The sequence below is a fragment of the Luteimonas sp. Soil_C_5 genome, from assembly GCF_057656615.1.
Genome location: NZ_JBDGKA010000004.1, coordinates 286,296 through 306,583, shown reverse-complemented (window position 1 = coordinate 306,583; position 20,288 = coordinate 286,296). Strand labels below are relative to the sequence as shown.

At 70.8% G+C, this 20,288-nt stretch carries 20 protein-coding genes; 14 read left to right on the top strand and 6 right to left on the bottom strand.

Going from position 1 to position 20,288, the window contains the following annotated elements:
- Positions 1–196: 196 nt before the first annotated feature.
- The 4 genes from ggt to AC3A5K_RS13180 all read left to right on the top strand — a co-directional run bounded on the left by ggt (position 197) and on the right by AC3A5K_RS13180 (position 4,303).
- Complete coding sequence (gene ggt / locus AC3A5K_RS13195) at positions 197–1,912, top strand: gamma-glutamyltransferase (protein WP_487618003.1); 1,716 nt, start codon at positions 197–199, stop codon at positions 1,910–1,912.
- Between the two features lie 53 nt (positions 1,913–1,965).
- Positions 1,966–2,208 carry a hypothetical protein gene (locus tag AC3A5K_RS13190; protein ID WP_487618002.1) on the top strand — a complete coding sequence of 81 codons (243 nt, stop codon included), beginning with the start codon at positions 1,966–1,968 and terminating at the stop codon, positions 2,206–2,208.
- A 103-nt stretch (positions 2,209–2,311) separates the two neighbouring features.
- The gene (locus AC3A5K_RS13185) at positions 2,312–3,352 is read left to right on the top strand and encodes a hypothetical protein (protein ID WP_487618001.1); all 1,041 of its coding nucleotides are present in this window, start codon (positions 2,312–2,314) and stop codon (positions 3,350–3,352) included.
- 126 nt (positions 3,353–3,478) lie between these two features.
- Positions 3,479–4,303, top strand: coding sequence for a hypothetical protein (locus tag AC3A5K_RS13180; protein ID WP_487618000.1), 825 nt, complete (start codon positions 3,479–3,481; stop codon positions 4,301–4,303).
- Between the two features lie 64 nt (positions 4,304–4,367).
- On the opposite strand, the gene AC3A5K_RS13175 is transcribed toward AC3A5K_RS13180, so the two are convergent.
- A complete protein-coding gene (locus AC3A5K_RS13175; protein ID WP_487617999.1) occupies positions 4,368–5,852 on the bottom strand; it encodes an AAA family ATPase in 1,485 nt (494 codons plus the stop codon).
- A gap of 125 nt (positions 5,853–5,977) precedes the next feature.
- Here AC3A5K_RS13175 and AC3A5K_RS13170 point away from each other — a divergent pair, with 125 nt between their 5' ends.
- From AC3A5K_RS13170 to AC3A5K_RS13155, 4 genes are read left to right on the top strand one after another with little or no spacing between them, the layout of a single operon-like run.
- Positions 5,978–6,610 (top strand): nucleotide-binding protein, encoded by a 633-nt coding sequence (locus tag AC3A5K_RS13170; RefSeq protein ID WP_487617998.1) that lies wholly within the window; start codon positions 5,978–5,980, stop codon positions 6,608–6,610.
- Between the two features lie 43 nt (positions 6,611–6,653).
- A complete protein-coding gene (locus tag AC3A5K_RS13165) occupies positions 6,654–7,130 on the top strand; it encodes a SixA phosphatase family protein (protein WP_487617997.1) in 477 nt (158 codons plus the stop codon).
- Positions 7,131–7,171: 41 nt separating this feature from the next.
- On the top strand, positions 7,172–7,771 hold the full coding sequence (locus AC3A5K_RS13160; protein WP_487617996.1) for a YceI family protein: 600 nt from the start codon (positions 7,172–7,174) through the stop codon (positions 7,769–7,771).
- Positions 7,771–9,723 (top strand): phospholipase D family protein, encoded by a 1,953-nt coding sequence (locus AC3A5K_RS13155; RefSeq protein ID WP_487617995.1) that lies wholly within the window; start codon positions 7,771–7,773, stop codon positions 9,721–9,723. Before AC3A5K_RS13160 ends, AC3A5K_RS13155 begins: the two co-directional genes overlap by 1 nt.
- Positions 9,724–9,733: 10 nt before the next feature.
- Here AC3A5K_RS13155 and AC3A5K_RS13150 read toward each other — a convergent pair whose 3' ends face one another.
- Together AC3A5K_RS13150 and AC3A5K_RS13145 are read right to left on the bottom strand one after the other, a co-directional pair.
- Positions 9,734–10,279 carry a glutathione peroxidase gene (locus AC3A5K_RS13150; RefSeq protein WP_487617994.1) on the bottom strand — a complete coding sequence of 182 codons (546 nt, stop codon included), beginning with the start codon at positions 10,277–10,279 and terminating at the stop codon, positions 9,734–9,736.
- A gap of 56 nt (positions 10,280–10,335) precedes the next feature.
- Positions 10,336–11,760: a DNA recombination protein RmuC gene (locus AC3A5K_RS13145; RefSeq protein WP_487617993.1), complete on the bottom strand. Its 1,425-nt coding sequence runs from the start codon at positions 11,758–11,760 to the stop codon at positions 10,336–10,338.
- A gap of 124 nt (positions 11,761–11,884) precedes the next feature.
- Between AC3A5K_RS13145 and AC3A5K_RS13140 the strand changes: the two genes are divergently transcribed.
- From AC3A5K_RS13140 to AC3A5K_RS13120, 5 genes are all read left to right on the top strand, one after another.
- Entirely contained in the window at positions 11,885–12,088 is a 204-nt protein-coding gene (locus AC3A5K_RS13140) for a hypothetical protein (RefSeq protein WP_487617992.1), read from the top strand.
- Positions 12,089–12,114: 26 nt separating this feature from the next.
- Positions 12,115–12,372 carry a DUF1653 domain-containing protein gene (locus AC3A5K_RS13135; RefSeq protein WP_487617991.1) on the top strand — a complete coding sequence of 86 codons (258 nt, stop codon included), beginning with the start codon at positions 12,115–12,117 and terminating at the stop codon, positions 12,370–12,372.
- Positions 12,369–12,767 carry a VOC family protein gene (locus AC3A5K_RS13130; protein ID WP_487617990.1) on the top strand — a complete coding sequence of 133 codons (399 nt, stop codon included), beginning with the start codon at positions 12,369–12,371 and terminating at the stop codon, positions 12,765–12,767. Before AC3A5K_RS13135 ends, AC3A5K_RS13130 begins: the two co-directional genes overlap by 4 nt.
- Before the next feature lie 150 nt (positions 12,768–12,917).
- The gene (locus AC3A5K_RS13125; protein ID WP_487617989.1) at positions 12,918–13,973 is read left to right on the top strand and encodes an alpha/beta hydrolase family protein; all 1,056 of its coding nucleotides are present in this window, start codon (positions 12,918–12,920) and stop codon (positions 13,971–13,973) included.
- Between the two features lie 4 nt (positions 13,974–13,977).
- Positions 13,978–14,409 (top strand): hypothetical protein, encoded by a 432-nt coding sequence (locus tag AC3A5K_RS13120; protein ID WP_487617988.1) that lies wholly within the window; start codon positions 13,978–13,980, stop codon positions 14,407–14,409.
- Positions 14,410–14,479: 70 nt separating this feature from the next.
- Here the strand turns inward: AC3A5K_RS13120 and AC3A5K_RS13115 are convergent, their stop codons facing one another.
- Complete coding sequence (locus tag AC3A5K_RS13115; protein ID WP_487617987.1) at positions 14,480–15,625, bottom strand: aldo/keto reductase; 1,146 nt, start codon at positions 15,623–15,625, stop codon at positions 14,480–14,482.
- A gap of 188 nt (positions 15,626–15,813) precedes the next feature.
- Here AC3A5K_RS13115 and AC3A5K_RS13110 point away from each other — a divergent pair, with 188 nt between their 5' ends.
- Positions 15,814–16,428 carry a LysE family translocator gene (locus tag AC3A5K_RS13110; protein ID WP_487617986.1) on the top strand — a complete coding sequence of 205 codons (615 nt, stop codon included), beginning with the start codon at positions 15,814–15,816 and terminating at the stop codon, positions 16,426–16,428.
- Positions 16,429–16,808: 380 nt separating this feature from the next.
- Here the strand turns inward: AC3A5K_RS13110 and AC3A5K_RS13105 are convergent, their stop codons facing one another.
- Complete coding sequence (locus AC3A5K_RS13105; protein WP_487617985.1) at positions 16,809–18,917, bottom strand: gluconolaconase; 2,109 nt, start codon at positions 18,915–18,917, stop codon at positions 16,809–16,811.
- Between the two features lie 9 nt (positions 18,918–18,926).
- Positions 18,927–20,096 (bottom strand): class I SAM-dependent rRNA methyltransferase, encoded by a 1,170-nt coding sequence (locus tag AC3A5K_RS13100; protein WP_487617984.1) that lies wholly within the window; start codon positions 20,094–20,096, stop codon positions 18,927–18,929.
- Positions 20,097–20,288: the final 192 nt, after the last annotated feature.

Sequence of the window (20,288 nt, the reverse complement as noted above, 5' to 3'; positions counted from 1 at the left end):
CACGGGGAGGCCCGCGCATGCCGAAGGACGCGAGGATCGGCGATTTCGTGTGGCGATGCGAGGGGGCAGCGGTCGTCCATCCGTGCGCGGCGGCAGCCGAGACACCAGGTCGCGGTCGCACATCGCGCGCGCCGGATGCGACACCGGCGTGCGGCCTCGGCTACTGTGTCGGCCCGTCGGATCCGGATGTATCGCCATGCCCCGCCTGCTCCCGTCCCTGCTCGCCGTCGCCCTGGTCGGCATCGTGATCGCGCCATCGGCCGCTGCCGCCGACCGCATCACCGGCCAGCCGTTCGCGACCCGCAGCGAGGTCTACGCCCCGCATGCGATGGCCGCGACCTCGCATCCGCTGGCGACGCAGATCGCGCTCGACACGATGAAAGCCGGCGGCAGCGCGGTCGATGCGGCGATCGCCGCCAACGCGGCACTCGGCCTGATGGAGCCGACCGGCAACGGCATCGGCGGCGACCTGTTCGCGATCGTCTGGGATCCGCGGACGAAGCGCCTCTATGGCTACGACGGCTCGGGCCGTTCGCCGCAGTCGCTGACGCTGGCCGAATTCCAGCGTCGCGGCCTCACCGACATTCCCTCGCACGGCCCGTTGCCGGTCACCGTGCCGGGCGCGGTCGACGGCTGGTTCGCGCTGCACGACCGCTTCGGCAGGCGCGCGATGGCCGACAACCTCGCGCCGACGATCCGTTACGCGCGCGACGGCCATCCGGTGCACGAGGTCATCGCCTACTACTGGGACCGCTCCGTGCCGCGCCTGGGCAAGTGGCCGGGCTTCACCGAGCAGTTCACGATCGACGGCCGCGCCCCGCGCACCGGCGAGACCTGGCGCAATCCGAATCTCGCGAACACGCTGCAGGCGATCGCCGACGGCGGCCGCGATGCGTTCTACAAGGGCGATATCGCGCGCACGATCGGCGATTACTTCGCCGCCAATGACGGCTTCCTGTCGTACGACGACCTGGCCGCACACACCGGCAACTGGGTCGAGCCGGTGTCGACGAGCTACCGCGGCGTCGAGCTGTGGGAACTGCCGCCGAGCGGGCAGGGCATCGCCGCGCTGCAGATCCTCAACCTGCTCGAGCCCTACGACCTCAAGTCCTACGGTTTCGGCAGCCCCGAACATGTGCATCTGTTCGTCGAGGCGAAGAAGCTCGCCTTCGCCGACCGCGCGCGCTGGTACGCCGACCCGGCTTTCCATCCGGCGCCCGTCGAGCGCCTGATCTCCAAGGACTACGCGCGCGAGCGCGGCGCGCTGATCTCGATGGACAGCGCGCTGCGCGAAGTGCAGCCGGGCACGCCGAAGCAGCTCGACGAAGGCGACACGATCTATCTGACCACGGCGGACGCCGACGGCATGATGGTCTCGCTGATCCAGTCCAACTACCGCGGCATGGGCAGCGGCATGGCACCGCCGGGCCTGGGGTTCATCCTGCAGGATCGTGGCGAGCAGTTCGTGCTGCGCGAGGACCATCCCAACGGCTACGCGCCGGGCAAGCGTCCGTTCCACACCATCATTCCCGCGTTCGCCACGAAGGACGGCGAGCCGTGGCTGAGCTTCGGCGTGATGGGCGGTGCGATGCAGCCGCAGGGCCACGTGCAGATCCTGATCAACATGCTCGACTTCGGCATGAACCTGCAGGAAGCCGGCGACGCGCCGCGCATCCAGCACGATGGATCGACCGAACCCACCGGCCAGAACACCGCGATGACCGACGGCGGCGAAGTGGATCTGGAAACCGGCTTCGCGTACGAGACCGTGCGCGCGCTGATGCAGAAGGGCCATTCGGTGCGCTTCTCGCACGGCCCCTACGGCGGCTACCAGGCGATCATGAAGAACCCGCACGGCGGCTGGGTCGGCGCCAGCGAATCGCGCAAGGACGGCCAGGCTGCAGGCTACTGACGGCGCCTGCGCGCGCCGCTATGCTCGCCGCCTCTTTCGACAGGCGTGCGGACATGCGGGGATGGATCGTGGCAGGGCTGGTGGTGCTGGCGGTGTCGAGCGTGGGCATGCAGCCCGACGACGCCGCGCAGGACGACATGGCCTACGCATCGGATGCGGTGTCGCGCGCCGAGCGCGCGCGCCTGCGTGAGGCACGCGTCTTCGCGGACGCCTCGGCGCGGTTGGCGCCGCAAGATGCTGCCGTGGTGGATGCGGTCGACGTGGTCACCGCCGGCGCGATGCCGGCTTCGCCCTGATCCGCGCCGCGATGCCTGCAGGGGGCATCTGCCGCTCCGCAGCGCGGACTCGCCCGGATGACGCGGCCGGTATGCTGCCGGCTCCCTTCCGGCAGGCCTCCGCATGATCCGTCTCGTTCTCGTCGCTGCGTGTGCCGTCGCGCTGTTCGGCCCTGTCGCACAGGCGCAGGCGCCGTACACGCGTTTCGGCGAAGCACCGGTGGCGCCGGTCGTCACGGATGAGGATGCCGACGTCGCGGCCTGGCGCGGCTGGTCGCAGCGCAGCGCCGCTGCATTGGCGGCGCGCGGACAGGCGCGCGATCTCGCGTTCGCAGCCGTGCTGCAGGCGGGCGCGCAGGCCGGGGCGCCGCCTGCCGGCGACGCGCCATCGGTTGCGGTCGCGCCCGATGCGCAGCGCACGGCCTGGCGGCGCGATGCCGCGGCCGCCGCCGGCGACGACGTGGTGGCCAACGCCCTGCTCGGCGCGACCGGCGACGCCGACGTCAGCGTGCGCGCCGCGCAGCGCTGGCTGGGCGCCGAACCGCAGAACCTCGCGCCGCTGCTGATGCGCGGCGGCAGCGTGGACGTGCTGCTGGCCGATGCACGCAGCGCCACCGGCTTCGATCTGCACATGCTCGATCAGGTGCGCTGGATGCAGGCCGCGCTGCTGCGCACACCGCCGACACCGGCGGAACGTGCCGCGTTCGCCGACGGCGAGGACTTCGTGCCTGCCGAACATGCCGCGGTCACCGCGGCCGCGCTGTGGTCGGCGGGCATTCCCGACCTGCAGCCGCTGACCGAGGCCTGCACGGCGGCAGCGACGCGCGGCGATCCGGCGCGCGCGCGCGACTGCCGGCACGTCGCCGGGGTGATGGCCGGCCAGTCCGACACCCTGCTCGGACGCCTGATCGGCCTGGACCTGCTGGCGCAGCTGGCGGCCACACCGGCCGAGCGTGCGGCGGTGCAGGCGCAGCAGCGCAGCGCCGACTGGACGCTCTACGAGTGGGGCCGCGCCAGTGCGGCGCTGCCGCGCGATGGCGCCGCCCAGTTCGTCCGCCTGCTGGCCGACGGCTCCATCCGTTCCGAGTCCGCATTGATCGAACGCGCGCTGCAGGAAGCGGGCGTCGCACCGGCACCGCCGCCGGGCTGGCAGTCGCCGCGCTGAGCCCGCCGCGGCCGCGTTTCCGGATGCACATCTGGTCCGCTGTACGCGGATCTGGCGGTGCCCGACGCGCACGCGCACACTTCCCGCCGGCGCCTGAATAGGCGGGCGTCCATTCGAGGACGTCCGATGCGCGCTGCCCCTGTTCTGTTCCATGGCCTGAGTGCCGTCACGCTGCTCGCCTGCAGCGCCGTCGCCGCGGCGCAGTCGTCGCCGGCCCGGTTCGTACTCGGCGCGGGCTTCAGTCCCGACCCGCAGACCGGCCAGGGCGAGACCGGCGGCGATACCGATGCCAGCCGGTTCGGGCCGCAGTGCAGCGGCTGGGTCGGCAGCACGCCCCACCACACGATCCAGGTGACCTCGGCGCTCGACCTGCAGCTCGCCGTCGACAGCCTCACCGATTCGACCCTGGTGGTCGTCGGCCCCGGCGGCGTGTTCTGCGACGACGACAGCAACGGTGCGCTGGATGCGCGCATCGGTGCGCGGCTCACGCCCGGCGACTACGCGGTCTACGTCGGTCACCTCGGCATGCCCCGGCCCTACACCCTGACCCTGACCGAAGGCGTCGACAACCCGGTGGCCGGCGCAGGCGCGCCGTATGCCAACTTCACGCTGGGTGCCGGCTTCACGCCGGATCCGCAGATCGGCACCGGCACCACGGGCGGCGACGTGCAGGCCAGCACCTACGGCGCGCAGTGCACCGGCATGATCGATTCCACGCCCGACCACGTGCTCAGCATCACCTCCACCGTAGGCCTGCGCCTGGCCGTGACCAGCACCACCGATTCCAGCCTGGTCGTCGTTGGCGCAGGCAAGGTGCTGTGCGACGACGACAGCGGCGGCGCGCTCGACCCGGCGATCCTCCACACCTTCGCGCCGGGCGAGTACGCGGTCTACATCGGCCAGCTGGGCGAACCCGGCGAATACGAACTGACGATCAGCGAAACGCTCTGAGCGTGCGACGCCGGCATCGCGTGCGTCCGCTGCCACGCGGCGCATCGCGGGCCCGGGATGCGGCTCAGTCGGCGGGCACCGTCCGCTCGTGCGCCCAGCTGCGCAGGGCGTCGACCTGTTCGCGCATCATCACCGACAGCGGCCGCGTGTCGCGCAGTGAGTCGACGACCATCGGCTGCGCCAGCGGCGTACCGGCGGCATGTGCGGCGTAGAGCGCGGCGACGATGGCCTGTTCGATCTCGGCGCCGGAGAAACCTTCGGCCTCGATCGCGAGTGCGGGCAGATCGAAGTCCGCGACGTCGAAACCGCGCCGCGCCAGATGCACGGTGAACACCTCGGCGCGCACGTCGGCGGTCGGCAGATCGACGAAGAAGGTCTCGTCGAAGCGACCCTTGCGCAGCAGTTCCGGCGGCAGGTCGTGGACCTGATTGGCGGTCGCAACCAGGAACACCTTCGACTTGCGCTCCGCCATCCACGTCAGCAGGAAACCGAGCACGCGGCGCGACACGCCGCCGTCGCTGTCGCCGCTCGAGGCCAGGCCTTTCTCGATCTCGTCGATCCACAGGACGCAGGGCGCGAGCTGTTCGGTCGAGGCGATCGCTTCGCGCAGGTTGCGCTCGGTTTCGCCGTGGTACTTGTCGTAGAGCGTGCCGAAATCCAGCCGCACCAGCGGCACGCCGAACCCGCCGGCGATGGCTTTCGCGAGCAGCGACTTGCCGCAGCCCTGCACGCCGAGCAGCAGCACGCCCTTGGGCGGATCGAGACCGGGCGGCGCGTCGCCTTCGACGAACACGCGGCGTCGCTGTTCGACCCAGCGCTTGAGCCGGCGCGCACCGGCGACATCGGCGAAGCCGGCGGTGTCGTATTCGTAATGCAGATGCCCGCTCTTGTTGAGCAGTTCGAACTTGAGCTTGGCCAGCGCCGGCAGGTCGCGCGAGTCCAGTGCGCCGTCGGCATGGATCAACTGGCGGGTGATCCGCCGCGCATCGCCCAGCGACAGGCCCTGCAGGTTGCGCACGATCTGGCGCACCGCCTCGGCGTCGGCCTCGACGCGGCGGCCGCCGTGCTCCTGCTGGTAGGCCGCGGCTTCCTCGCGCACCAGCTTCAGCAGCGCGTCGGCATCGGGCAGGCGCGGGCGGAAGCGCACGGCCATGGTTTCGAGATCGGCGGGCAGCTCCACCTTGTGCCCGACCAGCACGATCACGTGCGGCAGGCAGTGGCGACGCTGGACCAGATCGCGCAGCTGGCGCTGGGTGCCCGCGTAGCCGAGGTAGGGATGGAAATCGAGCAGCAGGTAGATGCCGCGCTGCTCGGCCTCGCGGATCGCTGCCAGGGTGTTGCTGGCATCGGGCGCGGTATCGGTCTCCGACTCGCCGTCCAGATCGAGCCGGCGCAGGCCTTCGGTGATCGTCCAGCGGTACAGCGCCCGCCAGACCTGCTGCAGCGATTGCCGGAACAGCTCCACCACGCGCGGCTCGTCGGGGGTTTCGACGACGATCAACGGCGTATTGGCGCGGATGAGCGCGGCAAGGTCCTGCAGTTCGCTCATGGGCGCGGCGCGTCCGGATCGGGAGAACGCGATGTTAACGGCGGCCGTCGCGGACGGGGCGATCGCGGTCGCGGCCTGGGGGCCGGCGGTGTACGCTCGACCGTTGGCGGACTGCGGAGCTTTCGATGAAGACCGTGCTGGTGGCCAGTTCCAAGGGCGGTGTCGGCAAGACCACGCTCGCGACCCATCTGGCCGCGCATGCCGCGCTGGCCGGCGAGGCGACGGTGCTCGTCGATGCCGATCCGCAGCAGTCCTCGACCCGCTGGGCCGAGCGCCGCGCCGGGAGCGAGAGCGCCGTGCTGCCGATCAATGGCAGCGCACGGCACCGCAAGGTGCTGGCCGCGATCCCCGAAGGCACCACGCGGGTGGTCATCGATGCCCCGGCCGGCGCGATGGCCGACGATCTCGACGCCTATCTCGAACTGGCCGATGCGGTGGTCGTGCCGGTGCTGCCGTCGGCGCTCGACATCGACGCTACCGTGGGCTTCCTCAATACGCTGGCCAAGCACCCCGCGGTGCGCCGCGGCCAGACCCGCGTGGGCCTGGTGGCGAACCGCCTGCGGCCATGGACCAATGCCTCGCAGCAGGCGGTCGCGCTGCTCGAACAATGGCCGTATCCGGTGGTCGCGCAGCTGCGCGACAGCCAGGCCTACGTGATGCTGGTGGGGCTGGGTCGCAGCCTGTTCGACTACCATTCGGCGCAGGTCCGCGACCATCAGGCCGACTGGGCGCCATTGCTGAAATGGCTGAAGAAGTGACCGCCCACGCCCCTTCCCGATTCCGACGAGACCGTTGCCGCCCATGCGCGAACTGATCCTGCTCCGTCACGCCCACGCCGATCCGGCGCTGCCCGGCCAGGCCGACATCGACCGGCCCCTGTCGGCCGAGGGCCTGGCCGAAGCCGAATCCGCAGGCCGCTGGCTGCGCGATCGCGGCCTCGTCCCCGACTGCGTGCTGTGCTCGCCCGCGCGGCGCACGCGCGAGACCCTCGAGGCGGTGCTCGGCATCGTCGGCTACGTCGACCAGCGGCTCGAGCCGCGCATCTACGAGGCGACGCCCGGCACGCTGGCCGCACTGGCCGACGAACACTGCGAGGTCGGCCGGCTGTTGCTGGTCGGCCACAACCCGGGGCTGGAACGCATGGCGGCCCTGCTGCACAGCGGCCAGACCGGCGAATACCGCGGCATGCCGCCGGGCGGGATCGCCGTGCTCGACCTGCGCGACGCGGCCCAGATCGAGCCGGGTGCGGCCGAGCTGTCGGCGTTCTGGTGGCCCTAGCCCGGACGCGTCGGGCCGTGTCACCTGCTGTGCCCCTGAACTTGCCCCGGTCCGGAGCGGCGGCGCGCCTGCCGGTCCGCGCCTGGACCCTGGCCGCGCTGATGCTGTCCGCAGCGACCGCGCAGGCCGCCCAGGACGCCGGCGCCGAGCGCGCCTTCGATACCGCCCGCTCCGACATCGGCTTCGTGCTGCGCACGCGCTGGGGCCAGCAGCTGGACGGGCGCTTTCCTGACTGGTCGGGGGTCATCCGCACGCTGCCCGACGGCGCCCACCAGGTCCGGCTGACGCTGGAGACCGGCGGCGTGGAGATCAGCGGCAGCCGCAGCTACACCCGCATCACCCGCGGCGCCGGCTTCTTCGACGTGACGCGCTATCCCGAAGCGGTGTTCGTGTCCGATCCGTACCCGACGTCGCTGCTGCGCGATGGCGGCGAGATGACCGGCGTCCTGCGGATCCGCGGCATCGGCCAGCGCGAGAGTTTCCGCATCGAGCCGGCGACCTGCGCGCGCCCCGCGATCGACTGCGACGTGGTGGGGCAGGGCGACATCCGCCGCAGCCGCTATGCCATGGACCGCTGGGGCTATGCGCTGGCGGACCAGGTGCGCTTCATGTTGCGGATCCGCGCGGTGGTTGCGGACTGATGAAGCACTGGTTGCGTCCGATCCTGCTGGTGGCTGCACTGGCGACCACCGCCTGCTCGACCCTGTCGCCGACCAAGCGCGACGCGGCGGCGCACATCGCGGTGGCCGCCCGTTCGACCGAAGTGGTCTGCGCGCGTCCCGATGCCTGCGCGACGCCGTCGCCGCTGCGCGATCTGGGGGTGGACGCGTTCGCGCGCAGCGCGCCCGGCGCGCCGTTGCACCATGCGCTGCTGCTCGAATACGGACAGGACGCGCTGCTCGCGCGGCTGGACCTGATCCGCGGCGCGCAGCGCACGATCGACCTGCAGACCTACATCTTCGACGAGGACGACTCCGGTCACCTCGTGCTCGAGGAACTGCTGGCCGCGGCGCGGCGCGGCGTCCAGGTGCGTCTGCTGGTCGACCAGCTCTCGGCGATGCGCACGGTCGAGACGCTGTCGGCGCTGGCCGGCAGCCACACCAATTTCGAACTGCGCATCTACAACCCGGTGCTCGGGCGCGCGCGCATCAGCTATCCGCGCTACGTCGTGGCCGCGGCCTGCTGCTGGCGGCGGCTCAACCAGCGCATGCACAGCAAGTCGCTGGTGGTGGACGGCGTGGTCGGCATCACCGGCGGGCGCAACTACCAGGACGATTACTTCGACTGGAACGACAGCTTCAACTTCCGCGACCGTGACCTGCTGGTGGCCGGTCCGGTGGTGACCGAGATGGAGGACAACTTCGTCGCGTTCTGGCACGCCCCGCTGGCCACGCCGGTCGAACAGCTCACCGACGTGGGCCGGCAGCTGCTGCGCAACGGCGTGCCCGAAGTGTCGTTCCTCGACTACGAACGCCCGGGCAGCGTGGCGGCGATCTCGGCCGATGCCGCCGACACCGGGCTGGTGCGCCGGCGTCTGGCCGCGACCGCGATGGAAGTCGGCGCGGTGGAATTCATCGGCGACCTGCCGGGCAAGCACCGCCGCAACCGCGAAGCCGCGCAGGCCGCGATCGCCGCGACCCCGCGTCTGCGCGAGCTGATCGAGTCGGCGCAGGACGAGGTGCTGCTGCAGACGCCCTATCTGGTGCTGTCGAAGTCGGCCGAGCAGGTGTTCGCCGATCTGCAGGCGCGGCCCGATCCGCCGCAGGTGGTGGTTTCGACCAACAGCCTGGCGGCGACCGACTCGTTCATCACCTACGCGCTGTCGTACAAGTACAAGCGCCGTCACCTGCGCGACTTCGGCTTCCACATCTACGAGTTCAAACCGTTTCCGGAGAACGCGCCGATCGATCTCGATGCGACCGGCGCGGTGGACATTTCCTGGAACGCCGACGGCAGCGTCGATCTCGATGCGACCACCGCCCCGGCCGCCCGCGACGCCCCCGCGCCCGACGACGAGACGGACGCGCGCCCGGGCACCCTGCCGCCGCTGACCCGCGAGTACTCGGCGCTGCGCTTCGCGGGTATCGGCGTGAACCGGCGCGTACCGCTCAACCGCGCCGGCGTGCGCGTGGGCCTGCATGCGAAATCGCTGGTGATCGACGACCGCATCGGCGTGGTCGGCACGCACAACTTCGATCCGCGCGGCGACAACCTCAACACCGAGAACGCGATCGTCATCGACGATCCGATGTTCGCGCGCAAGCTCGCCGCCAGCATCCGCCGCGACATCTCGCCGGCCAATGCGTGGACGATCGCCCGCCGCGACCGGCCCGCGGTGCTGCCGGGCGTCGACTATTCGATGGCGAAGGTGTCCGAGCGCCTGCCGCTGTTCGACATCTGGCCGACGCGCTACGCCACCAGCTACGAGTTCCAGCCCGGGCCGGATTGCCCGGCGCCGCTGGCGCCCGACGCGCCGGGCTTCCGCGAGTGCTACGTGCCGGTGGGCGACTTCCCGGAAGTCAGCCTCGGCTTCCGCAGCGTGCTGACCCGCATCTTCACCGCCTTCGGCGCCGGCCTGGTGCCGATCCTCTAGTCGGCGTCGCTCAGCCCGCGAGCGCGGCTGCGACCGCGGCGCGCAGGCGCGGGTCCTCGGCGGTGACGTCGGGCGCGAAGCGGTCGACCACGCGGCCGTCGCGATCGAGCAGGAACTTCTCGAAATTCCACAGCACGCCCGGCGCCGGATTCGGCGTCATGCCGTAACCGCGCAGGTTCTCGCGCATCGGGCCGTCGCCGGTGGCTTCGGGCTGCGCCGCGGTCAGCGCGGCATACAGCGGATGGATCGCCGCGCCGGTCACCGCGATCTTGGAGAACATCGGAAAGCCGACGTCGTAGGTGAGGCTGCAGAACTGCTGGATCTCCGCGTCGCTGCCCGGCTCCTGGTCGCCGAAATCGTTGGCCGGAAAGCCGAGCACTTCGAAACCGGCATCGTGGTGCTCGCGGTACAGCGCATCGAGGCCGGCGTACTGCGGCGTCAGCCCGCACTTCGAGGCGACGTTGACGACCAGCAGCACCTTGCCGGCGTAGTCGGCAAGCGTCGCCGGCGCGCCGTCGATGGTGGTCAGCGGGATGTCGGTCAGGGGCGCGGTCATGGCGGTTCCGGTGCGGAGTAGTGCGCCGATCATGCCACTGCCGCGGGAACGCGCCGTCAGTCCTCGGGCGCGGCGTCGTCCAGCACGTCGCCCAGCACGGCCTGCGCATCCGGGCCGGGCAGGGATTCGACCCCACGCAGCTGGCGTTCGATCGCGCGCGTGCGCACGCCGGCGGCCTTGATGCTGTTCTGCACGGTGTCGAGCTGGCCGGTGGCCTTCTCCAGCACGGTGGCGAACTTGCCGAACTCGGTCTTCACCGCGCCCAGCACCTGCCAGACCTCGCTGGACCGCTTCTCGATCGCCAGCGTGCGGAAGCCCATCTGCAGGCTGTTGAGCAGCGCGGTGATCGTGGTCGGGCCGGCGATGACGATGCGGTGCTCGCGCTGCAGCAGGTCGACCAGGCCGGCGCGGCGGATCACCTCGGCGTACAGGCCTTCGGTGGGCAGGAACATCACCGCGAAATCGGTGGTGTGCGGCGGGCAGACGTATTTCTCGCTGATCGATTTCGCCTGCACGCGGATCGCGCGTTCCAGCTGGGCGATGGTCGTGCGTACCGCATCGGCATCGCCCAGCTCCTGCGCATCGAGCAGGCGCTCGTAGTCCTCGCGCGGGAACTTCGCATCCACCGGCAACCAGACCACGGCGTCGTCGCTGCGGCCGGGCAGGCGGATCGCGAAGTCCACGGCCTCGGCGCTGTCGGGTTTCACCCGCACGCCGCGCGCGTACTGCTCGCTGGTGAGGGTCTGCTCGAGGATGGTCTCCAGCTGCACTTCGCCCCAGCCACCGCGGTTCTTGACGTTGGTCAGCACGCGCTTGAGATCGCCGACGCCGGTCGCCAGCTGCTGCATCTCGCCGAGCCCGCGCTGCACCTGCTCCAGGCGCTCGGAGACCAGCTTGAACGACGCGCCCAGGCGCGCTTCCAGCGTGGTCTGCAGCTTCTCGTCGACGGTGGCGCGCATCTGGTCCAGCTTGGCGGCGTTGTCGGCCTGCAGCGCCTTGAGCTGCTGCTCCAGGGTGGCGCGCATTTCGCCGATGCGCTGTTCGTTGCGCTGGGTCAGTTCGTTGAGCCGCGCGCCCAGGCCGTCGGCGAAGCGCTGCTGCTGGTCGGCGCCTTCGGTGCGCGCCTTGCGCGCGTCTTCGCCCAGCGCTGCGCGCAGCACGTCGAGCCGTTCGTCGGTGGTGCGGGTGAAGGCGTCGAGCCGTGCATCGGTGCGTGTGGTGAATTCGTCGAGGCGCTGGTCGGTACGCGCGGACACGGCCTGCAGCTGCGCGCCGAAGGCATCGATGCGCTGCGCCTGGGTGGCGGCAAAGCCGTCGAGCTGCTGGCGCAGTTCGCCGCGGCCTTCGCGCTGCTCCTCGCGCAGGGCGCGCTCCAGCGTGTCGTCGCCCTGGCCGGGACGACGCAGCAGCAGGATGACGAGCAGGACGCACGCGACGAGGGTGCACAGCAGGATCAGGACGAGCAGCAGCGGGATGTTCATGCGGACGATTCTAACGACCGCCGTCTCACCGCATGCGTCTGCGTGCGACACTCGCCGGCCCTGCGACCCGGACTGCGAGACGATGCGACCCGAGCGATCGGACCCTGCATCCACGGCCCCCGCCGTGCGGGCTCTGGCGATGACCGGCCGGATGCTGTTGCTGACCGGCACGGGCGTGCTCGTCGCGTTCGCACTGTTCTCGACCGATGCCGGGGCGCGCATGCTCGGGCTCCTGATCGGCGGCACGATCGCGGTGTCGGGCCTGCTGGTCCTCTGCGCGGCCTGGCGGATCTCGAAGTCCGGTGATGCGCGTCGCCGATCCCGTTGAACCGTCCCACGCCGCCGGAGCGCCTGATGCACGACCTGCCTGCCTTGCCCGTCCTCGCGCCGGGCCGTTACCGCCACTACAAGGGCCGCGACTACGCGGTACTCGGCGTGGCGCGGCACAGCGAGACGCTGGAACCGGTGGTGGTCTATCGACCGCTGTACGGCGAGGGTGCGCTGTGGGTGCGGCCGTACGCGATGTTCGTCGAAGCCGTCGTCGTCGACGGACGCGACGTGCCGCGCTTCTCACTGCTCGACGCGGCCGCGTCGGCGGACGATGCGCGATGAGCGGCACCATCGCCGGCGGCCTGCGCCAGGTCGCGTTGACGGTCTCCGATGTCGACACCGCACTCGGCTTCTATCGTGATGTGCTGGGACTGGCGTTCCTGTTCCGCGCCGGCCCCGGGCTCGCGTTTCTCGATGCCGAGGGCGTGCGCCTGATGCTCAGCACGCCGCAGGGCGCGGGCGAGCCGGGCCGCAATTCGGTGCTGTACTTCGGCGTGCGCGACATCGTCGCCGCGTTCGAGGCCTGCGTGGCCCGCGGTGCGATCGCGGAACGCGCACCCGCATTGGCGGCGCGGATGCCCGACCATGCATTGTGGATCGGTTTTCTGCGCGATCCCGACGGCAATCTCGTCGGGCTGATGGAAGAAGTGCGCGGGGACGCGTCGCCCGCGGGCTGACCACGTCCGCCGCCGGTATGCGATGCTCGCCCGCAGGCCAGGGAGGCATCGACGATGCGACAGGTTCCGTTGCGTGGTGTGGGACTCGTGCTCGCGTGTGCGTTGTTCGCGGGCTGTGCAGGTGCGCCGCCACAGCTGCCGGGATCGCCGATGGCGTCAGCCGGAGCGCGGTCGGGTCCGGTCGTCGATACCGGTGCGCTTGCCGGCGCGCCGTACCGCTTGGAGATTCCGGCCGACTGGAACGGCGAACTTGTCATGCTGCTGCACGGCTACGAGCCGAGCGGCGTGCCGCGTACCGACCCGTGGCCGGCGAACGAGGCGACGCCGCTGTTCCTCGCGCGGGGCTATGCGGTGGCCGAGAGCGGGTACGCATCCCAAGGCTGGGCTGTCGCCGACGCCATCGTGGACAGCGAGCGCCTCCGCGCGCACGTCGTGGAGCGTCACGCACCGCGGCGCAGTTGGCTGGTCGGCTTCTCGATGGGCGGGCAGGTCGCAGTCGCTAGTCTGGAGCGGCACGGCGCGGCATATGACGGTGCACTGTCGCTGTGCGGTGCGAACGTGCCGGCCACACAGGTCTTCGATGACGCGTTGCGCTCGCTCGTGGCGTTCGATTACTTCTTCCCCGACGCGGGCCTGCCTGGCGCTGGCCTGTCCGATCCGAAGGCTCCGCCGCTCGAAGACCTGCCAGCCGACCAGATCGCATTGATGCAGGCGATCGGCATGGCACTGGCGACCGACCCCGCGGCCGCGACCACGCTGGCGCAAGCATTGGAGGTATCTGCCGATGGTCTGGTCGGCGCACTCGGCCTGCATGCGCTGCTGTTGCGCGAGATGACCGCGCGCGCGGGCGGCCTGCCGGTCGACAATCGCGAGACCCTCTACAGTGGGTTCGAGGACGATGCTGCGTTCAACGCAGGCGTGCGCCGTTATCCCGCGGACGCGCAGGCGATGATGCATCTCGCCGGTGTCGCCGATCTGCGGGGGACGATCGGCAAGCCGCTGGTCTTGCGCTACAACCACGACGATCCGACGATCCCGCCGCGTTATCACGCTGTTTATCCGGCGCTCGCAGCCGAGGCCGGGCACGGCGAGCGGGTCACGGTACTGCCGGCAGTGGGCGAGGGGCATTGCACGTTTTCGCCGGAGCAGATCGGCGAGTCGCTCGACGCGCTGCGCGGCATGGCAGGGACCGATGCCGGACGCTGAGCGGATGCAGGCCGGTGCGTTGCGCTTCGGCGTGCGCTACCGGGTGGGCGAGTACGTCGCGTTGGCGATCGCACACGCCATCGACACCGATGCCTTCGTCCGCGCGGCGCCGCTCTGGAAACGCGGTGTGTTCGCGGTGGTGCTTGCCGCGTTGGCCTCGGTGCTGTTCGTGTGGAAGTCAGCGCGGATGGGACGTTGCAGCTTCGTCATTGATGCCGAAGGCCTGCGCCGCACCTCGAAGCGCGGAACGTCCGGCGTGCCGTGGACGCGCGTGCAGGCGGTCCACGTGTACCGGCAGGGTTATCTGGTGGAACTCGAATCCGGTGCGGTTCCAGTCCCGTTCCGGGTGCTGTCGGCCGACGCGCGGCGGCGGTTTGAAGTTTTCGCAAGTTCGCGTCTGAGGACGGGCGCCGAAGACCACTCCATGCCGTACTGAGCCGCCGGCGATGGCGTCCTGCCCGTGCGCCGGGCAGCGCAGGGGCAGGACGATTCTCGCGGTGTCGCCGTCAGGCGGTCTTCGGCACCGGCGCGTTGGCGGTGAGGATGCCGGCCTCGCGCAGTTCGTCCCAGAACGCGCCCGGAATCACCACCGACATCGACGCGATATTGGCCTCGACCTGGGCCGCATTGCGCGAGCCCGGCACGATGGCCGACACCACATCAGGCGCATTGGCGAACTGCAGCGCGGCGGTGCGCAGGTCGATCCCGTGGCGCTCGGCGATGCGCTGGGCGGTCGCGCGCTTCTCGTTCGCATCCGCCGGCACCGGCTGCGAGCCGTAGAGATAGCGGTCGCGTCCGGCGAGAAAGCCGGCCAGCAGCGGCGAGCCGACGATCACCGAGATGTCCTTGGCCGCAAGCTTCGGGAACGTGTCGTCGAGCGCGCGCTGGTGATCGAGCAGCGAGTACTGGCAGGCGAGCAGGAAGATGTCCGGGTCGGCCACCTCGATCGCGCGCAACGCCGGATCGGGCGTGTTGACGCCCATGCCCCAGGCCTTGATCAGGCCTTCCTCGCGCATCTTGGTCAGTTCGACGAAGGCGCCGGTGCGGGCCTGCTCGAAATATTCGGTCCAGCGCTCGCCCATGTCGCCGTTGTCGGGCGACAGGTCGTGGATCAGCACGATGTCGATCGAATCCAGGCCCATGCGCTGCAGGCTGTCCTCGATCGAACGGCGCGTGCCGGCGGCGCTGTAGTCGTAGCGGTAGTCGAACGGCGGCGGGTCCTTCCAGCTGACCTTGGGTGTTTCGCGCGTGGCGGTCAGCAGGCGGCCGACCTTGCTCGAGACGACGTATTCCTCGCGCGGCTTCTGGCCCAGGACGTGGCCCAGGCGACGCTCCGAACGGCCGAGGCCGTACCAGGGCGAGGTGTCGAACAGGCGCATGCCGCCGTCCCAGGCGGCTTCGATCGTGGCCTGTGCATCGTCTTCGCTGACCACGGCCCAGTTGTTGCCGATCGGCGCGCAGCCGAGGCCGACGCGGGATGTCGGCCGGTAGCGCGGACCACCGGGGGGATTGGTCGGCAGGGCAGTGCGGCGCGCGGTGCCGCGGGTCGGCAGCACGTCGCCGGGGGTGGTCTGGGCGTGGACCAGTGGTGCAGCGGCGAGGGTCGCGGCGCCAAGTGCGGCGGCGGACAGGAAGGTGCGGCGTGTATGCATCGTGGACTCCATCGGAACGGGGCTGCGACCACCGCCTCCCGGCCGGATGGCCGCCCTGCTCGATGCCCGCGATTGCGCACGATGCCAGCCGGCACGGATGCAGACCGTGAACCGGCCGGCGGGCACGCGGCTGCGATGGGCGTACGGGCTGCGTATGATCCGCGCTCGATTCGCAGCGGCGGGACGTCATGAGCTGGATGGGCATCTCCGATCTGCCGACCTTCGTCGTCGCGGTCCTGGTGTTTCTCGCGATTCCCGGCCCTGGCACGTTCGCGCTGCTGACCGCGACGGGTCGCGGTGGTCCGCGCGCCGGCTATGCGGCGTTCTTCGGCCTCGCGCTGGGCGACCAGATACTGCTGTGGCTGGCGGCCGGCGGCGTCGCGGCATTGCTGGCGGCGAATCCGACACTGTTCCGCGGCCTGCAGTGGATCGGCGCGGCCTACCTCGTCTGGATCGGCGTGCAGCTGCTGCGCCGCGACGCCACGGGCGCGGATGCGCCGCCACCCGCACACGGTCACTGGTTCCGCCAGGGCGTGCTGATCACCCTGCTCAATCCGAAGGCCGTGCTGTTCTACATGGCGTTCTTTCCGCTGTTCATCGATCCGGCGCAACACCGCGGCTTCGCGACATTCGCCGCGATGTCGGCGCTGATCTGCACGCTGGGCCTGTTGTACTGCTCGCTGCTGATCCTGGCCGGGCACGCACTGCGCGCGCATGTTGCGCGCGAGCCGCGCATCGCGCGCTGGCTGCGCGGCATCGCCGGCGTGTGCCTGATCGGATTCGGTGTGCGGCTGGCGCTGTAGGCATCGGCAGCGGTGTGTCCGTGGGAGCGCCCCTAAGCGCGATGGAGAGTGAGTGAGGCCACATCGCGCGCGAGCGCGCTCCTACAGGCGCGCCGGGGCTTTGCGATGCTGCGTGTACACAAGACGTGCGTCGTCGTTGCCATCTGTGGGAGCGCCCTTGGGCGCGACGGGCAGCCGGGAACGCCACATCGCGCGCGAGCGCATGAGACGTCGACGTCGTTGCCATCCGTAGGAGCGCGCTTGGGCGCGATGGAGAGTGAGTCAGGTCACTTCGCGCGCGAACGCGCTCCTACAGGCGCGACGGAGCGCTGGGAAGCGCATCGCGCGAGCGCGCACCCACGGCACTCGGTGGCGTGGGAACCGGCGTCCGTACACCCGCGCTAGCGCAGTGTCACCGCCAGATCGCGGTTCGCCATCGCCGTATTGCCGGCGGCGTCGCGGGCGGTGATGCGCACGATGTAATCGCCGGGCGGCAACGCGTCCACCTGCCACAGGCCGGTCTCGAGGCTGCCGTCGCGCACGGTGTTGGTGACGACGTAACGGAAGCGCGTACGCGCGGCGCCATGCACGGTGATGCCGCTGTCGCCGGCATAGGCCACGCGCACGGCCTCGCGATGCGGCGGCATGCGGCTGAAGTCGAGCGTCATCCGCGGCGTGCCGGAGCCCGGCAGCATCCGGCCGTCGGCGTGCAGGATCTGGTAGCCCAGCGCGTGCAGGCCCAGCCGGCGGCGCGCGAGGTTGCCGTCGACCTGGTCCCAGGCCTCGACGACGATCTGCACCCCGCCCACGCTGCGCGGCACGACGACGCGGCCGGCCTCGCGCGTGGTCAACGGCACGTCCAGCGCATCGCGCAGTTCGATTGCGTCGATGCGCGGCGCCACGGTATCGACGAAATTGACGAAGCCCAGCCCCACCGCGTTGCGCTGATAGCCGGCGGGGCCGACGATCAGGTGCACGTGCGACTGCGGGTTGATCGTGCCGACCGGCTCGCCGGCGGCGATCCGCGTGCCGCGCCCGATGCGCACGCGTGACGGGCGCCCGTCGTCGCCTGTGAGCAGCGTGAAGCGCGGATCCAGCGACCGGCCCTGCGCGCTGCGGCCGACCCGGATGTGCATGTAGGTCAGGGCGTCGAGCGCGACGTTCTCGGCCTGGTCGCCGAAGCGGCTGGCGGCCAGCGGGCTGGACACCTTGGCGTCGGCGATCGCCAGCACCGGCGTGCCGACATCGGCGCGGATGTCGAAGCCGTCGTGGAGATGGCTGCGGCTCTCGCCGCGGAAGTTGCCGCGCACCTCGCCCATCGTGCCGACGACCTCGTGCCAGCCGTCCTGCGGGGCGAACGGCCAGCGGCCGCGCGTGTCCGGCGTCGGGGCGTCGGGGGCCGGGCCGACCTCGGCATCGCGCAGGTTCTGCTTTACGCCGGCGCGCGGCACGTGGGCGATGCGGTGTACGCGATGCGCGGCGGCGTCGGCCAGCCAGACATCGCCGCGCGCATCCAGCGCGATGCCCGCAGGCCGGGCCAGGCGCTGGGCCATGTCGCGGCCCGCGAACACGTGCACGCGGCCATCGGCCGCCAGCTGCAGCACGCGCCCGCGCGACAGTTCGGTCATGTAGACCGTGCCGTCATCGGCAACCGCCAGCGCGAGCGGCGCGCGCGGCGCGTCGTCGGGATCGGCCGCGTGCAGCACGGGCGTGTGCACACCGGTCGCATCGAGCACGCGCACGATGCCGTTGCCGGTATCGGCAATCCACAGCCGGCCGTCGCGGGCCAGCGCCAGACCGGTCGGCGTATCGAGGCGCGCGTCCACGCCCACGCCGTCGACGAAGCCGGGCGCATCGCCACCGGCCAGCGTCGACACGCGGCCGTCGCGGATCGCGCGGATGCGGTCGTTGTGGCTGTCGGCAACGTACACCGTGCCGTCGGCGCCGACCGCGACACCGATCGGCGTATCGAAGCGGGCGGTGTGTACGGGCCCGTCGACGAAGCCGGCCGCGCCGCCACCGGCCAGCGTGGTCACCTCGCCCTGCGGCGTGATCCGGCGGATCGCGTGGTTGCCGGTGTCGGCGACGTAGAGCACGCCGGCCGCGTCGATCGCGAGGCCCGACGGCGTGTGCAGGCGCGCGGCAGTGCCGGCGCCATCGGCGAAGCCTTCGATGCCGCCAGCCAGCGTGTCGACGCGGCCGTCGGCATGCACGCGCCGGATGCGGTTGCCGTCGCCGCCTTCTGCGACATAGGCCACGCCTGCGGCATCGAGCACCAGACCGAAGGGGTCGTCGAAGCGGGCCTGTTCGCGGGGGCCGTCGACGCTGCCGCGGATGCCGTCACCGGCGATGCGGTCCAGACGCGCGGGCTGGCCGAACGGTGACACGGCCACCGTCTCCGCGGGCGGCGCGCGGAACTCGAACACGAAGGTCGCCGCCAGTGCGATCAGCACCAGTGCGGCCATGCCCCCCAGCGCCCGGCGCGTACCGGGCCGCCACGCACGCGCCATCGGCGGGGATCAGTCCAGCACGCGGCAGAACACCGCCTTGAGGTAGCGCGATTCGGGCACGTTGGCCAGGAACGGGTGGTCCGCGCCCGCGCCGGCGACGCGCAGCACCTGGATCGTGCGGCCGGAATAGAACGACGCCCGGCGCAGCATGTCGAGGAACTGGTCCTCGCTGACCAGGCCCGTGCAGGAGAACGTCGCGAACAGCCCGCCGGGCTTCACCACGCCCAGCGCCAGCCGGTTCATGTCGAGGTACTTCTTCAGCGCCGGAATCACCTGTTCGCGGTCGCGGGTCATCTTGGCCGGGTCGAGCACGACGACGTCGTAGCGCTCGCCCGCGTTCGACGCATCGCGCAGCCACGGGAAGATGTCGGCCTGCACGAACTTGATGCGCGCGTCGTTGAGCCGGGCATTGCCCTTTGCGATCTCGATCACGTCGGCGTCGATGTCCACGCCTACCACTTCCGCCGCGCCCCGCGCCGCGGCGTACACGCCGAAGCCGCCGGTGTTGCAGCACAGGTCCAGCACGCGCTGGCCCTCGACCTGGCGGCTCAGCCATTCGCGGTTCTCGCGCTGGTCGGCGAAGAAGCCGGTCTTGTGCGCGCCGGCCGGATCGGCGCGGAAGCGGATGCCGTGCTCGGTGATCACCGCCGGATCGGCCGGCACGCTGCCGCGGAAGTCGAAACTTTCCTGCTTCTGCACGTGTTCGTCGGCGAAGCTGTGGAAGCGGCAGCCGGGGAACTGTTCGCGCAGTGCCTCGTAGATCCACTCGCGATGGCGGAACGTGCCGGCGCTGAAGAACTCGACCACCAGCAGGTCCGCGTAGCGGTCGACCACCAGGCCGCTGATGCCGTCGCCTTCGCTGTGCACCACGCGCCAGGCGTCGGACACCGCGTCGAGCTTCAACACGTCGCGGCGCAGCGCGACTGCCGCGGCGATCTTGCGCGAGAACCAGCCCGCGTCGACCGGGATGTCCGGATTGGTTTCCAGGATGCGCACGGCGATGCGCGAATGGCCGTTGTAGAACCCGCGGCCGATCCAGTCGCCTTCGACACCGATCACATCGACGATGCTGCCGGGCTTGGGGCGCTGTTCGGGCTTTTCGACCAGGCGCTGGAAGATCCACGGATGGCTGGAACGCCAGGCGTTCTTCAGGCGTACGGTCGGGTTGGTTGTATTCATGCCCGAGATTTTACCGCGTGCACTTGCCCGTCACGCGCCGGGCCCGCAGAATCCGCCCCCGAAGGGGAGTAGCTCCCAGCGTGCAGGCCGTCATTTCGAGCAGCGATGCTCCGGTCGCGCGGCAGCCCACCGGGCTGTGAGCAAGACCTTCGCCGCAATGGCGAAGGCATGTCCCCGGATTCCGGTTCCCGG